Below are 15,113 nucleotides of genomic sequence, written 5' to 3'. Positions count from 1 at the left end.
AGATTTACACCTCCTATGATTTTAAACAATCAACTTTTCTATTTTTTGAAAAGCCGTTTGTAAGCTTGAATTTTTTGAGTAAAGCGTAACAGGAAGTCCTAAAAAGTTTGCATTAATAAACTCTTTGTTAAAAAGAGGAACCGTGGTTAAATTGCTGACCTGAATCCAATCCTCTATTTCCTTTAGGGACAAATCCGATTTCTCAAATTTATTGATGATATAGTAAAGCTTTTTGTCGAGATTTATTCCTTTCTTGGCTACTTCGTTTAATTTGTAGATAGAATAGCCAATGGTACTGACATCTTGTGTAAGTGTAAGCAATACTTTATTGGAATAAATTAAGGCGTTGTGGGTTACTTCGTGGTTAACATCCTGCGGAACATCTAAAATAATGAAGTCATAATCCAGTTGGAACATGAGGTAGAGGAATAATTCTTTAGAAAGTGACAGATTTACTCTGTTTTCAATTTCATCACCGCTTTGTCTGGTTAGGTACTTTTTGGAGAAAAATAAGAAGTCTAATGTTGAGGGAAACTTCCTGTAATTTTTTTGCATGAGGCTTTCTGCTTGCTTTAAATCTTCTGATTTAATAACCGCTTCTTCTACTTTTTCAAACTGATTGTTTTCCAAAGCGATTAAAGCTGAATCGATGCCGTTCTCCAGATGACCTAATTCATACCAGTAACTAACAGATGGTGTTTTGTCATCAAACTCTACAAAAATTGTCCGTAAACCTTTTCGAGCCAAAGATAACGCAGTATTAAATGCGATAGAAGAATTCCCAACGCCGCTTTTACTACCTATGAATGTGATGATTTTTTGTTTGGTGGTTGCCACCATTTTTTGTCCAAGCGAACTGCTAATATCGGATTTCGTCTTTAACTTATCCAAGAAGCTCTTTTTTGTTGCTTCCCTTGGCGGTTCTTTTTGTTTAGCTGGCTCTTTCGGCGGTTCTGGCGGTGATTCTTTTACTCTTTTTTTCTGAGGGGGTACTTCTTGGACGCTCTCCACTTTATCCTTTTCTTCTTTAACAGGTTCCATTACTTCCGCTACTGGTACTTCTACTGGAACATCAGGTTTGACCAACACAGGGGGTTCGTTTTGAGGCGTTGTTTCCTTAACTGTCTTGGAAGAATCAATGTAAATTTCTTTGATAATTTCCTTTTCTTGAACAACCGTTGTTGGGGCTTGAAATAAAACCTCATTTTTTCTTTCATCCAAGACAGGAACAGGTTGTAAGTGCTGGACATCCTTGTATTCGTTTGGTTTGCGAATCAAAGCGACAATCTCTTGCGCTCGTACCTTTTCTCCTTGCAATATGTCATAGACACCGTAGTTAACAAGTGTAGCAAGTAGAGCATCACCAGGCTCACGTTTTCCCGCAATAAACACAATCCGTTTTTTAGGGAATTTATTTCGTATTTCATAGACAATACTAAGGATATTTTCTTTCCCGTCCAGCGTTTCACGAATAACCACGATATCAGGATTTTTCTGCCCAATAGCCCGAATAATGCCTTCCCTATACACCGTTGTCCCTACGAAGAGAAATTCTTTTTTAAGGTTTTTTTCTAAGAAATCTTCCAATTGACGAAAACCTACCGCTAATAAAATTTTCTCCATGTTCTTTCGACACCTCCTTTTCCGATTGACATAAATCATTGTGAATTCATTATTCCATGATTAAATCGTTCACTCAATGTGTTTTCTGTTTGACCTTGTTCGATAATCTTATTGATTTTATTCAATATATATTCATTTATGTATTATATTCAATATACAAGAAAATAAAAAAACACAGGGCATATTGCTCCCCTATGTTTTCATGATTTTGACTTATAAATGTCAATTACTTATCAAGTTCCTTGTACTTATTGATAAGTTCCATCAACTCTATGGACTCTCTATACTTTGTATCATTACCCCAAACTGCTTCATCCATTTTTGTAATGATTTCTACAATCATTTCTTTTTGTTTATTTGGGATAAGTCGTCCGTTGATAGTAAATCCATTTGAATAGATAACTTGAGCAAAACCTTGAACCTTCGTCGTATCCTCTTTAATGCCAGCGATTTTCAACATTTCTTCAATCGGAACCTCAAAGGCTTTAGCAAGTTTCTCAATGATTCGATAACTAGGAGCTTTTCGCTCACTCTTCTCGATACGATTGATATAGGAAGGACTAATTCCTGTTAAATCCGCAACGGTTTGAAGGGATAAACCTTTCCCTTTCCTTACTTGCTTAATGTAAGAGCCGAAGCCTTCTGTAATCGCTCGTTCAATGCGATTGGAAAGCAAACGAAATTTCCGCTCAAATCTCCCTTTAACAAACTCAAATGCCTTCTCGCTTGGAACGTCTTTTTCTTTGTCGATTCGAAACTCGAAGTTATTTAATACTTTATCAAGTTCTTCATCGGTTAATGTAAGTTCCCCAATCATTTGTTCAAGCTTACCAACAGCTTGCTTATGCGCTTCTTTTGGAATAGGCTCCTGCGTTTCTTCAGCTATCGCCTCTGCTTCTTCTGCTTTCTTTACTTGTTCAATGAGTGGATAAACACTGCTTAATTCTAAAGTTTTTGCCTTATCAACAAATTTTTCATACCAGCCTTTTTTTCCTCTGGACTTGCCATAGGGTCGATTATTACAGTGCGTACGCCTTTTAATGCAGAACGTAAAGTTAAGAGCGAGACGAAAAATGTCTTCCCAGAACCAGCCTGTCCGAACACCGTTAGATTGGAGTTATTCAGTACGCTCCTATCGTAGAAGTCAATCAATACGGGTGTCATCGTGGCTAAGTTAACACCGCAGAATATACCCGTTTTATGACTGATTTCACTGTTGTAGAAAGGAAAACAAGCCGTTAATGCCCCAGAGTTGAAATTGCGAAACATATCGGTGATGTACGTTTTACCAAATGGAAGAACACTCTTGTAAGCATCATCTTGTCTCAAATAAACTGGCATCAAGTCAATTTTTCTTCCCTTCAACTTGTTATCCAGTTTTGTTGTCTGCTTATCTAAATCTTCTTTTGAACTGGCATACAGGTTGCTTAAGATTTCGATATGGAATAGGTTTTCGTAGTTTTGCTCCAGTCGCTCCCGCTGGTCATACAATTGAGAAACTGTATTTCTCAAACGAGTAACGTTTTTGATGTTACCCTTTTGCACTTCAAGAGAAAGCTGTGCTTCAAACTGCGTAATTTTTGCCGTTAATTCATCGAGTGCGGTACGTTCATCAGCAGGTTCTACATAAATGGCTGTATCCATATCTCCATCGTAATTAAACAGGTTGTCTAGCCAACCTACCGAAACGGATGAAGGATAACCATTCAGAACAAAAGAACGTACGAACTTATTCCCTACTTTCAAGTTGTCCTCTTGGCTTCTATCAAAGGAAGGAGGTGCAAATAGGTCTTTTACACTTCTAATTCCCTTCCCCAACACATTCTGAGAAGCAGTTGAGGCGGATGATTTAGCTGTATCAATGGTTAATTCTTGTGTAGCTTGTTTACTTTTTTTATTGAACAATCCCATTTCTCACATTCCTCCTTACCTTTTCGTATTTAGATGGTTGTTCATTGAGATTTCATCGTCTTCGTCAAAATCGATGGATAGGTCAGAATCAGTCTGACGATAATAACCACTGGTTTGGTCTCGAAGCCTGTCCAAATCAGCAATCGCTTTTTCAACATTTACTCTGATAAAATCAGGAACGGTTTCACCTAGAAGTTCAGTCTTCAAGCGCATTTGTGCTTCATACAAAATCCAATCCAGTTTGGCATCTTCAGTGAGATTTTCAATTTTTCTCTCTGTTGATTGGGTAAGTAATGATAAAAAGTCGCCGTTGACGATGTTCTCAACTTGAGCATAGTTGTCTTTGTGATAGGTGGAATAAACCAGTTCCGCCAGTTCTTTGGTGTCTAAAATCTTCGCTTTTACACCAACAGAACTGAGTCCGTCAACAATTATGGAAGCTCTGGTGTGAAGCTCTTTAACCGAGTAATCATATTTTTCGTCGTCAGATAAATCCGCAAGCGTAATCGCTTCTTCGTACGGAACGATAATGTACTTTTTCTTTTGCTTGTTGTTTCCGATGTATGAATTCAAATTGCTCATTTCGCTGTAATAAATGTTTGCGTAATCTTCCAGGTTCGGAAATTGCTTAACAGCGGCTTTTAATTCTTCTTCCATCAGACTCAACATTTTGGTATTATCCATGACTTTTGTTTGGATGTAGAAGGTGACAGGAAATGTTAATGAATTGAGGAAACGTTGAAAGGAGATTTCAATCAATTCTTTTTCATTGTCCGTTTTGAGGTTATAGTTCGTAGAAGAAGCTTCAATAACAGCGCGGTATTTATGACCACCCATGATAATCATGTTATCCTTAATATCCTCAAAAGGAAGAAATTCCTGGGCAGTTGAAATGTTGTCAACTGTGGATGTATCGGCTTTGGTTGGGTCTGTTTTATTCAATTGCTTCATTACGGCATAAATCATGCCACCAAATACAAGAATAAAGACAACCAACATAATAATTGGCAGTGCCACCTTATAACTTCACCTCTTTTCGCATATTGGGTAACTTTTGTGTTTTTTTCTTGAAACGTCTTTTTCGGGTGAGATATTGAAACAGGGTGAGTCCATGTTTTTTGTAAAGGGCGAATGGCGCACCTGATAGACAAAAAAGACCGCCCATCGTAAGTGCAAGACCACCAATTTTTGTTAGGCTATAGATAATCCCAAAAACAGATGCTCCTAACGCCAATCCACCTAAAACCCAAAAAAATTGGTTAAGATTTAAAATACCGCCTATGACTTTTTCTTTTTCATTCATGTTAGGCGGAATGTTATACACTCTCATAGAAAAAGTGCCAACAGCCTCCGTTTTGGAAGCCATTGACACTATTCACCTCCTTCATTGGCTTTTCTTTTGCAGTTTATTTGTATGCACGGGAAAGTTAGTTGACGGAGTTGTAGAAGAATCCAACGATAATGGATACTGCACCAAGTCCAGCGGCGGCTAATCCAGTCCAAAGAACACCCGTTAAGGCTTGGCTTCTAGCTTGTGGATTACCAGCGGATGCACCCAATTTCATAAATTGCACGATGAAAAACGCAATCATGGAAACCGCACCGATACCAGAAATACCAACAATGAAGTTTCTATATTTAGAAAGGAGGGTATTCCAAGCGTTTGTGTCTTTAGAATCAGATACACCTTTAAAATTCATGGTAGAACCGCCAGTTCCAGTTCCAGGGTTAATGCTAACTGATAAATCACCAACTCCAGCACCACTAGCCGCATGGGATGCAATTGGATGACCGAATACCATAAAAAGAGCTAGAATCATTGCCACTACAATACCCATTGAAAATTTTTTATTTTTAATTGCAGTCACTTTTGTTCACCTCCTCTTCGTAATGTATTTTTATTATAGAAAGGAACGATTTTTACATCAACACTATAATCGTTCTACAGTGTTCTATATACTATATGCAAATAAGCTATCATTATCATGCCATGAGGTTTGATTCCAAACAAAAAAGGATGCTTTAAAACATCCTTTTTGCACCTAAATAGCGGGTAGCGAAATAAGGGGCTTGTAAATCAGAGATAGTGACCCTTTCCCCCACCGCATTTATGAATTTGTTGTCTTTGATATAAATGCCAACATGTGATGCACCTGGTTCATAGGTTTGGAAAAAGAGAAGGTCTCCTGCTTGTAAATGGTTGGTGTCAATCGGTATACCCAGAGCAAATTGTTCGCTTGTAGTTCGAGGAACAATAACGCCTTCTTTTGCAAAAACATATTGAACCAAACCAGAGCAATCGAATGTGTCAGGTCCCGTTGCGCCCCACACGTACGGTTTTCCAAGATGTTTGTACGCTTCATTTAAAATTCGATTGGCTAACGCATCGTTATGCGTCAGATTTTGAGGAGGTGTTTGAACTGGTTGTGGGTGAATCATTTGATTTAATGGTGGTGTAAATGAAACGAAGTCTTTCGGAATAAAAATATATTTTCCTTGGGTTTTTACTTTGTACGTTGCGTTTTCAAATCCATCTATTTCGATTTCATTTCCATCAAGAATGCCATACCCTTCCTCTGCACTGCCTAGCATATATCCTTTAGTGGAAACAGGCGTTTCATTATAGTTTTCATCAAAGGAAGGATTGTATACCCATCCCTCCACTCCTTGTGTTGTTCTCACTTTTATCCATTTTCCTTGTGCATCCATTCCTTTGATTCGGTAAACCGTTTCCCCTTTATTCAAGTTCTCAATGGTATTCCCAAATAAAGATGGCGTATTCTTTAAGGAAGCCCCATCTGCATTGACTCGAAGAGATTGTTCTTCCTGCTTGATGGTCTTTAGGATATTGTTTTTTTCTACTTGATAGTTGTTGTCATTAACGGTGATGGTATAAGCGGTTTCCGTCTCTTTTTGAATGGACACCTTTTGATTCATCTTATATTGCATCACCACATTTCCAGCTTTATCTTTTACAGCAAAATCACTGGTTGCTACCCCTACATCTGCTTGTGCATAGACCGTTGTTCCCGTTAATAAACCAAATGTAAGCAACATTCCGATTGGGAGTTTCTTAAACTCTTTCATATGTCCTCCTTAGTTATTTAATATTAAGATATAAACTTTCCTGAACCCCGACGGCTCCCTGGTTTTTTAACCGACGGAAACTGCTTACCCCTGAATAGAGATACAGGTGTTGGGTATATAACGAGTTCGGAACTTGGTGGGTTTTATCTTCATTTCCTTGAATACCGTCAAAACTTAACGCAAAGCTACAGGGTAGTGCTTCTAACCATGACCAAAACTGTTCGTAGTCAATGGTTTCAAAGTACATGCCTTTTGTACCGAAATAGGGAGGGTCAGCATACACAAAATCTCCTGATTGTAAGTTGAACTCCTGGTATTCTTGATGAATAAATTCGACTTGCTCAATTTTCTTTGACCAGTCCAAAATAATAGAAGCAAGGGTATCAGGATGAATCCCTTTTCTTGTGAAGTGAAAAGAGCTATTAAACTCTCCCTTTTGATTAAAACGGATTAGCCCGTTAATACACGTACGAGTTAAAAACAAAAAATCATCGGGCTGATGCTCTTGATTGAACTCTTTTCGGACTTGATAATAATAATCTTGTCCGATGGATTGAAGAGATTCCCATTTTGTTCGGTAGGAATCGATTAGGGCCTCAGGTGTTTGTTGAATGGAACGGTAGATGTCAATGAGGGGTTTGCACTTGTCGCTGGCTACATATCGTTTTACTTGTTTATCCGAGTGAAGAAGTTCAAATAAGACAGAGGCACTTCCTAAGAATGGTTCATAATAGGTGTTTATTTCGGAAGGAAAATGACGAATAATTTCTTTTGCTTGGCTTTTTTTACTCCCACTCCATTTCACGGAATTATAAGACAACTAATCGGATGCTCCTTTCTTAAGCTAATGTAAAAGGACTACATTTCGTAGTCCCTAAAGATGGAATGGATTTGTGAGTGTTTCCTTTGTAATCACGTAGGATTTAATGTCCGACTGCTTGGGTAACTCAAACATCAACTCATTCATTTTTCTTTCGATAACGCCACGTAATCCTCTGGCTCCGACCTTTTTCTTAAAGGCTTCTTCCACAATGTATTCAATGGCACTTTGGTGAAAGGTGAGTTTGACACCATCCATTCTAAATAAGGCTTGGTATTGTTTGATGATGGAGTTTTTCGGTTTAACTAAAATTTGTGAAAGGTCTTCTTTGGTAAGAGGGTTAAGCGTGGCAATAACGGGAATTCTACCTACAAACTCTGGAATAAAGCCGAACTCAATGATGTCTTGTTGGCTGATTTCCTTGTCGTACTCAACTGTGGGTTCTATTTTGTGGATAGTGGATTGAAAACCAATGTTCATTGATTTTTGTGGTGTTAACCGATTTTTAACGAGGTCTTGGATGCCAACAAATGCTCCACCACATACAAACAAAATGTTTTTTGTTTGTAGAAGAACCTTTCGTTTCGACATCATTGATTCTCCCAAACCAATGGTTACTTCACTATCCTCAATCATTTTTAAGAGGGCTTGTTGTACACCTTCACCCGAAATGTCTTTTGTGCTCTTCCTACCATCTTTCGTTTGATTCGCTAATTTATCAATTTCATCAATATAAACGATGCCTTTTTGCGCTCGTTCGATATCGTTATTTGCTTTTTTCAAAAGTTTTTCTAAAATGGATTCCACGTCTTCTCCCACATATCCCGCTTCAGTTAAGGATGTGGCATCTACGATGACGAGTGGTACATTTAGAATTTTGGCGAGTGTCTGCATGAGATAGGTTTTTCCTGAACCTGTTTCGCCAAGCATCATGACATTCGTTTTTTGTATGTCTACTTTTGATTTGGAATGAATCCGTTTATAGTGGTTGTATACCGCAACCGAAAGAATTTTTTTCGCATCTTCCTGTCCAATCACATATTTATCTAATTGTTCTTTAATCTGGTGCGGTTTTAAAACGGCATTCGGTTGTAGGATGATATCTTCTGTACTTTCATCAAAGGTTTCTAAAGAAGCCAACGCACATTCTCTGCAGATAGTTGCCTCGACTCCTTCAAGAATCTCTACATTGGTATTTTCTGTTCTTCCACAAAAGGAACAGTGTTTAGGCAAACGTATCACTCCCTCCCTATCAAAATTAAGGTCCAAAACCTTTTATTTGATTTCTATTTTCACGATTAATCATCTGCTTCTATAAAATAAATACTATATAATATAAATATTATACTTTGACTATAGTATTATTGGCGATTATAATTATAACAGCATTAGTTCAGACCGTAAAGGTAGAGAGTGTGTGGATGAAGGAGCAATAATACGGGGGTTAGTCGAGAAGGATATCTTCCATATTGTACTGTTCTTTTAGTATTCTTTTTACTTTATCTAAGATACTCTTTTCCATTTTACTAACATTGGCTTGCGACATCCCGATATGATTTGCAATTTCTTTTTGTGTTTGAATGTCACATCCATTTAAGCCATAACGGTTTATAATAATATATTTTTCTTTTGTTGTAAGATGGTCTAATGCTAGTGTTAGGAACTTAACATCATCGGCAACCATCACATCTTCTTCTAAGGAATTCTCGTCATTATCTTGGGTACTTACGGTCTCTTCAAGGGAGAGATTGTTCCCGTTTTTGTCGATAGACAGGACGGTATTCAGTGATACATTGTTTCGCATATGACCTTTTTCTTTTCGGAGGAAAAATAAAATTTCATTTCGTATGCAATTAATCGAGTAAGTGGAGAATTTAACGTTTCGTTCTGTATCGAAGGCGTTCAAGGCTTTGGCGTATCCCACCATAGCAATGCTCACCAATTCATCATAAGAAACACCAGAGTTTTGAAACATCTTGACTACATAAAAAACCAGTGAGTAGTTTTCTTCTGCAATTTGATTTTTTTCTTCATTTGTAAGTAACAACGGTAGGTTTCACTCCTTTCAGGGCTTATGTATCAACTTTAGATTAAAGTGTAGATTTGTTCAATTTGTTTTATTGTCAATATGTTTTCAACCATTGACAAGCCCTATATTAAGTCAATAAAAAAAGGCAGGAGTTTAACCTGCCTTCTTCATCGTTTGGTGTACTTCATTTATCACCATTTCTACCGCTTCTTTGTTTAAATAATTTCCCAACTTCGTTTGGAGTTTGTCACTTAAAAAAAATCCTGATTGATAGAGCATAATTATGGATTTAACCTGGTTAAACTGGAATTTATCTTTCAAGGAATGAAACACCACTCCATTGAGATAGGCTTCATAGTTCTTTTTAATCCAGCCATATAAGGAATAAAAGGCATCATAATGTTCGTTATTCTCAATCAAATCCGCTTCAAAAACAATGTAGCCTTTATACAAAACACCCTTGCCCTTCCCCAAGTAAATTTGAGCAAGTTGGTCTTCTGTAAGAAGGTTGTACTCACCGTTTTCACTCTTTTCCCCGTACTCCAAATCCATTGCTGTGTGATGAAAAATATCCAGTTCATCGATAACAATGTGAGAAATGTGCTTAAAGTACACGCATTTTTTCCCTAAAAAATTAACGTTCTTCATAAGTAAACATCCTTCCTGTGCTATGTAAATAAATTCACCTGTTTTTGTTTGTGTTCTTACATTATAGGTATTTTGTTTTGTCTTTATAATTCGTTTTTATTTTATTGACTATAAGTAATATAGGTGATATATTTACCGTATAAAAGACTACATAACTTAACAGAAGGAGGTATTGATTATGAAGAAAAAAGTCATCGCTTTATCATTGTTTGCCATGATGTTGACGACAGCAGGTTGTTCTACAGCCACACCATCCTCTTCATCTTCACCACAAGCTACAACGGCACAAAATCAGCCTACCGATACCAATAAAAAAATCAGCAATAAATTGGATTTTAATACTCTATTTCCTAATGCTGACGAGAAAAGTTATGCTCAAAAGTTTATCGGTACTCAAGCTCCTGATTTCACATTAAAAAGTCTAGACGGTCAGGGTGTTCAATTAAGTAAGTTAAAAGGACAAAACGTTGTGCTGGAATTTGCCCTAACCAATTGTCCCGCTTGTATTGAAACCTTTCCTCAAGTTGAAGTGTTCAAGGCAAGCCGACCAGATGTAAAGGTGTTCACCATTTTCCCGAACGAAACCAAACAACAAGCCGAACTCTTTTTCAAGCAAAATCATTATAAACGGGACGGTCAGATTCTCGCAGGTGAAGGTATGACAACCGTTGCTATGAATTACAACATCACCTTTACCCCGACTTTTCTTTTTGTTGATAAAGAAGGCTACATTCAATTTATACATGTAGGAAGCGCAGATAGCCAAGTGTTAAGCAGTATGGCAGACTTAGCTTTCCATACAAACGGAAATAGTCCAGCCACCATAAAAAAATAAACATTTAAAATGGATATAGGAGTCCTATTATGAGCCTTATCAACTGGATAAAAAGCCTATTTGGTTCAGAACCAAATGTGCAGACAAGCCACACAGAGCAAGCCCATAAGGAACAAAAGCTAGCACACCAACCAAAGCCTCACCCTTCCTCACGGGAGCATGTGGCGACAAAGCATGCGACTCCTACTACTCCGATTCCATCATCAAAAAATGAGAATCGGAGTAGTGACCATTTCTTGCAGATGACGATGATAAATAATCTCAACAATAGTATTTTAGATTCTGTAGACGATGCACCTACTAAGAATGAAAGTCCAACTATTCGACAGTTGGTAATAAACAAAGAAGACATGTGATTCACATGTCTTTTTTTGTTTCTATTCAGTTTCTTGTTTATCGTAGAAAATCCATCTGACGGATAAAATGGTTAATGATTTGTTTGCTTTCTTTTTGTAAGGTTTCCATGGTTTCAGAGGTGACTTGAGACATCGGTAAAGGTATATAATTTTTGTCGGGCATTCTCTTCATGAGGTATGCCTTGCTTCCCGATACACTATCAGGAAAAACATCGATAAAAGAAATGACAACGGTATTCTCCATCTTTACCGTTTTTTGAACACCCACAAAAAGGTTTTCGGAGACCATCAAGAATAAAGGTGGTTGCCCCATTTTTGCGTGCGATAAATAATCCATCAAAACGGTTTCTACATATACAGGAGGAAGTAAGTGGATACCATAATCCTCCTCTTTCATCGTTTTATTTAATTGATAACATTCATAGTAGGATGCATTTTTGTGCTTAGAAATTAAATAATAAATACCTGCTACTTCACCTATATAATCTACCTGCATGTCCCTGGTCGTTTTATTTAAAACATCTTTGATTCCTTTTGTCATACGAAAAACATCTGCATCTTGTTGTTGAAGAAACAACTGCAGTTCTTCTTTAGAGACCTGTTCTACTTGATTTTCACGTACTCGTTGAATCAATTCCTGTGCATAATAATGGGGAACTCGCTCTTTTAAGAGTTCCACAAACGCTTGGTCTACTCTTTTAAAAAAAGATAAATTGATAAGCGTGCTTTCATAGACGTACATGCAAACATAAATATCTTCTTTTCCTCTCGTAATTTTGGCTACTTTTTTTTCAATGGAACTGTTCAACATTTCCTCTCCTTTTTTATCATTGATTTTGTTAATTATACACTATAATCAATTAAATAAATTTATAAATTAAAAACAAAAAGAACCGATACTTTTTATCAGTTCCGTTTTGCGTGCTAAATGAAAAATGCGATTCCAAAAATCGTAAGGTGCGCCAACAAGAAACACGGTGCAAATGGCATAATCCCAACCGTTTTTCTAAATAGACATTTAATAATGATGTACATCATACCGTAGGTGCATGATAATGCCACGAATAATGGCGTAATAAAAAATCCTAAATAAAACCCAATTACAGCCATCGCTTTTATGTCTCCGCCCATTTGATGCATTTTTATCATAGCGGGAATGAGCAGAATAAAGAATCCGAATAGAGCACCTGTGATATTTGAGATTGAAAATCCGATAAATGGTATCAATATTAAACGTAGGACGAAAAATACTATATTGACTTTATCAGGGATTTTTAAGGCTTTAATATCCGTATACGAAGCAATCGCTAAAAAAAGAGTCAGTATGGCAACCACATAATAGTTGCCATACAGACTGTGAATATTTTTTATCATCGTATGGATGCTATCTGTAAACAATACGACTCACACTCCTAACAATTAACTCAGTTTCTCCATCTTTTGGTGTTCCATTGAAACTCACAGTAAAATCGGAATTGCTTCTGGAATCATAAAAGACTTTCTGAATACCTGGAAGCGTATCGAAAAGCTTGTCTGTTTTTACACGTAAAATCATTTCACTTCTCAACAAAAGTTGGTTTCCTCCATGTGTGCTTACACCCAAGCCCCAATTATCATTTGCACCACCGTATTCTACATACGTATTAATTAATCCACGAGTGGTGATGTTACTTCCAACTGGAATACTAGAGTAGACCAAATTTTCATAACTTGAGACAATGGCGGATTCATCAAAAACAAATTCTTCTGCTCTTAATTTATGGGTATCCACTCCCTGATGAAGAGCCGACACGCCTGCCGTATCCATGACGGATTGTACTTCATTTAGAATCCATATTTGTTTTAAAATATCCACGGATGCTGTCACAATCAAAGCGCAAATAAGCACACCAACGACATAAAATATACTAATAGCACCTTTTTTATCGGTAAGAGATTGTTTGATTTTCTTCATGGTTACTCTCCTGAGAAATCACTATATCGGTACTTAAATTCTGAATTCACCGTTCTAGTCGAAGTAGTAGAGTTAGAAAGAAGTCCAGGAATAAAGTTACTTAATAGAGACCATTTATAATTGACCTTAATTTGGGTAACAATGTCACCGCCGTAATCGACTGTTACATCAGAACCAAGGTTTGCTCCATTTATCGTCACTTGATAGTCACCCGCTTTTATCCCTGCTTTTTTAAAATTGTCAGCGACTTTTGTGGCGACTTCTGAGGAAGTTAAGTACGCTCTATCTGCACCAGGAAATCCATAAGGTGCGGAAGATGTGATACCTCCTTGTAGCATGGCGGTTCTGGCAACGAACGAATTCGTTTGCGAGATAACGGAAAACTTCCATCCAATAATGGCGATGTCTGTCATAAAACTTAACGCTACGAGAAACATGAACATCCCGATTACAATTTCAATTGCCATCGTACCTTTTTTGTTCTTTTTTAAGTTTTTTAATCGGTTGAGTCTTGTCATGTAACTTTTCTTCACCACCTTACATGCAATTTTTAAGAATTTTAGAAAAGGGAGATACGAATATCTCCCTTGTTCTTTTTCTGCTTATTAAGCTTATTGAACTTGCAATCCGTTTACTTGACCTGTTGCTCTTGTCAAAAAGTCCATAATGGCATTTCGGAATACGAAAAGCACAGTGGCGATAACAAGTACTACTGAAATCCAAACGATGATTTCAATGTTGGATGCACCCGCCTCCCCTGTCATCACAAACTTTGCTCGATTGAATAGATTTTTCATCTGCCAATTCCTCCTTTATAAAATTTTTATGGTTTTAGATTATTACTATAAATTATATTTTATTTATATAGTTTATAGTCAACACAGACTTCATGATTCTATTATAATGTGCGGATTTTTACTGGAAAAGCGTTTTTGTGTTTAACCGTGTTTGATTCTTAACCCATTGAGGATAATGAAGTCATGGAAGATACGGTTGGTAAACCGAAGACTAAGAGGTTACAAAGTAAGAGGGGACCTTGAATGGCGATACCCATCATTTGGCGTTTTCCAATTTTAATTGCAATCATATCCAACTGCATTTCTCTAATCTTATCCGCCTGGGCAGAAAAACTTTCTCTTGCATCTCCACCTTGTTCGAGGGTTAATTTGACAAGAGCGACAAACTCTCTCACTTCAAAGAGGTCAACTTCTTTTTTCAGTGTATCTAAAGCTTCTTCAACGCTATTTACATCTGATTCGACCACGAAGTTTTGCAGAATCGGTCTCCATTCTTCCCCGACATATTTGATGCTTTCTTCTACCGCCTTCGAAAAAGGTACATTTGCAGATAAGTACCCTTCCGTAATGCGAATAAAATCAGGAAAATCGGAAATCAGCTTTTCTTTTCTGTTTTTAACAGAGTTTTTTAACAGAAAATCCATACCAAACACTAACGCAACAAACCAAACCAATGCCATCAACGTAGAAGCATTATACAGTAGCAACGCAAGGATGATACCGAGAGCTTTTAACGTAAGGTTCAACGCACGGTATTGCATAGGTGTAAACTTCTTATCCCATTTTGCCATTTTTAATTTGATTGCGATTTTCTCTAGATTAGCAGGACGAAGATGAGGCAGAATATGACGAATGACGGGTTTTGTTACCTTATCAATAATCTCTGACATATCCGCATCTTCTTTTTTTCCGTTGAAATGAAGTTGTTTTAGTCTTCTTTTATGGACATTGTAGTTTTCCATTGAAAAGAAAAACATCAATGCGCTTCTAGCTAAAAAGAACAACGTAACAAGCACGATGACACTGTAGACCAGTTGCACGATTCACTACCTC

At 37.2% G+C, this 15,113-nt stretch carries 19 protein-coding genes; 2 read left to right on the top strand and 17 right to left on the bottom strand.

Going from position 1 to position 15,113, the window contains the following annotated elements; genetic code table 11:
- Nucleotides 1-21: 21 nt before the first annotated feature.
- The 11 genes from PP175_RS27420 to PP175_RS27370 form a co-directional block, all read right to left on the bottom strand.
- Complete coding sequence (locus PP175_RS27420) at nt 22-1,623, bottom strand: CpaE/TadZ family protein (RefSeq protein WP_272443381.1); 1,602 nt, start codon at nt 1,621-1,623, stop codon at nt 22-24.
- A 226-nt stretch (nt 1,624-1,849) separates the two neighbouring features.
- Complete coding sequence (locus tag PP175_RS27415; protein ID WP_272443380.1) at nt 1,850-2,440, bottom strand: helix-turn-helix domain-containing protein; 591 nt, start codon at nt 2,438-2,440, stop codon at nt 1,850-1,852.
- A 128-nt stretch (nt 2,441-2,568) separates the two neighbouring features.
- Nucleotides 2,569-3,534, bottom strand: coding sequence for a VirB4 family type IV secretion system protein (locus PP175_RS27410; protein WP_272444244.1), 966 nt, complete (start codon nt 3,532-3,534; stop codon nt 2,569-2,571).
- A 15-nt stretch (nt 3,535-3,549) separates the two neighbouring features.
- Entirely contained in the window at nt 3,550-4,551 is a 1,002-nt protein-coding gene (locus PP175_RS27405; RefSeq protein WP_272443401.1) for a TraC-like domain-containing protein, read from the bottom strand.
- Between the two features lies 1 nt (nt 4,552).
- Nucleotides 4,553-4,900 carry a PrgI family protein gene (locus tag PP175_RS27400; RefSeq protein WP_272443400.1) on the bottom strand — a complete coding sequence of 116 codons (348 nt, stop codon included), beginning with the start codon at nt 4,898-4,900 and terminating at the stop codon, nt 4,553-4,555.
- Nucleotides 4,901-4,961: 61 nt separating this feature from the next.
- Nucleotides 4,962-5,402, bottom strand: a complete 441-nt coding sequence (locus PP175_RS27395; protein ID WP_272443399.1) for a hypothetical protein — start codon at nt 5,400-5,402, stop codon at nt 4,962-4,964.
- Nucleotides 5,403-5,556: 154 nt separating this feature from the next.
- Nucleotides 5,557-6,621 (bottom strand): C40 family peptidase, encoded by a 1,065-nt coding sequence (locus tag PP175_RS27390; protein ID WP_272443398.1) that lies wholly within the window; start codon nt 6,619-6,621, stop codon nt 5,557-5,559.
- 13 nt (nt 6,622-6,634) lie between these two features.
- Nucleotides 6,635-7,441 carry a DNA adenine methylase gene (locus PP175_RS27385; protein ID WP_272443397.1) on the bottom strand — a complete coding sequence of 269 codons (807 nt, stop codon included), beginning with the start codon at nt 7,439-7,441 and terminating at the stop codon, nt 6,635-6,637.
- Nucleotides 7,442-7,495: 54 nt separating this feature from the next.
- Nucleotides 7,496-8,674 (bottom strand): ATP-dependent Clp protease ATP-binding subunit ClpX, encoded by a 1,179-nt coding sequence (clpX, locus tag PP175_RS27380; RefSeq protein ID WP_442870499.1) that lies wholly within the window; start codon nt 8,672-8,674, stop codon nt 7,496-7,498.
- Nucleotides 8,675-8,885: 211 nt separating this feature from the next.
- Complete coding sequence (locus PP175_RS27375) at nt 8,886-9,488, bottom strand: sigma-70 family RNA polymerase sigma factor (RefSeq protein ID WP_272443395.1); 603 nt, start codon at nt 9,486-9,488, stop codon at nt 8,886-8,888.
- Between the two features lie 135 nt (nt 9,489-9,623).
- Nucleotides 9,624-10,118, bottom strand: coding sequence for a hypothetical protein (locus PP175_RS27370; RefSeq protein ID WP_272444243.1), 495 nt, complete (start codon nt 10,116-10,118; stop codon nt 9,624-9,626).
- A gap of 178 nt (nt 10,119-10,296) precedes the next feature.
- Between PP175_RS27370 and PP175_RS27365 the strand changes: the two genes are divergently transcribed.
- Both PP175_RS27365 and PP175_RS27360 read left to right on the top strand, forming a co-directional pair.
- Nucleotides 10,297-10,953, top strand: a complete 657-nt coding sequence (locus PP175_RS27365) for a TlpA family protein disulfide reductase (protein WP_272443393.1) — start codon at nt 10,297-10,299, stop codon at nt 10,951-10,953.
- Nucleotides 10,954-10,982: 29 nt separating this feature from the next.
- The gene (locus PP175_RS27360; RefSeq protein WP_272443392.1) at nt 10,983-11,309 is read left to right on the top strand and encodes a hypothetical protein; all 327 of its coding nucleotides are present in this window, start codon (nt 10,983-10,985) and stop codon (nt 11,307-11,309) included.
- A 37-nt stretch (nt 11,310-11,346) separates the two neighbouring features.
- Here the strand turns inward: PP175_RS27360 and PP175_RS27355 are convergent, their stop codons facing one another.
- The 6 genes from PP175_RS27355 to PP175_RS27330 all read right to left on the bottom strand — a co-directional run bounded on the left by PP175_RS27355 (nt 11,347) and on the right by PP175_RS27330 (nt 15,037).
- Nucleotides 11,347-12,120 carry a hypothetical protein gene (locus PP175_RS27355; RefSeq protein WP_272443391.1) on the bottom strand — a complete coding sequence of 258 codons (774 nt, stop codon included), beginning with the start codon at nt 12,118-12,120 and terminating at the stop codon, nt 11,347-11,349.
- A gap of 113 nt (nt 12,121-12,233) precedes the next feature.
- Nucleotides 12,234-12,707, bottom strand: coding sequence for a prepilin peptidase (locus PP175_RS27350; protein ID WP_272443390.1), 474 nt, complete (start codon nt 12,705-12,707; stop codon nt 12,234-12,236).
- Nucleotides 12,694-13,263, bottom strand: coding sequence for a hypothetical protein (locus PP175_RS27345; protein WP_272443389.1), 570 nt, complete (start codon nt 13,261-13,263; stop codon nt 12,694-12,696). The genes PP175_RS27350 and PP175_RS27345 overlap by 14 nt, the downstream gene beginning before the upstream one ends.
- A 2-nt stretch (nt 13,264-13,265) precedes the next feature.
- On the bottom strand, nt 13,266-13,781 hold the full coding sequence (locus tag PP175_RS27340) for a hypothetical protein (RefSeq protein WP_272443388.1): 516 nt from the start codon (nt 13,779-13,781) through the stop codon (nt 13,266-13,268).
- A 93-nt stretch (nt 13,782-13,874) separates the two neighbouring features.
- Nucleotides 13,875-14,060 carry a hypothetical protein gene (locus PP175_RS27335; RefSeq protein WP_272443387.1) on the bottom strand — a complete coding sequence of 62 codons (186 nt, stop codon included), beginning with the start codon at nt 14,058-14,060 and terminating at the stop codon, nt 13,875-13,877.
- Between the two features lie 158 nt (nt 14,061-14,218).
- Nucleotides 14,219-15,037 (bottom strand): type II secretion system F family protein, encoded by an 819-nt coding sequence (locus PP175_RS27330; RefSeq protein WP_272443386.1) that lies wholly within the window; start codon nt 15,035-15,037, stop codon nt 14,219-14,221.
- Nucleotides 15,038-15,113 lie beyond the last annotated feature (76 nt).

The organism is Aneurinibacillus sp. Ricciae_BoGa-3 (assembly GCF_028421645.1).
GTDB lineage: Bacteria > Bacillota > Bacilli > Aneurinibacillales > Aneurinibacillaceae > Aneurinibacillus_B.
This window is presented reverse-complemented; position numbering and strand designations above follow the sequence as displayed.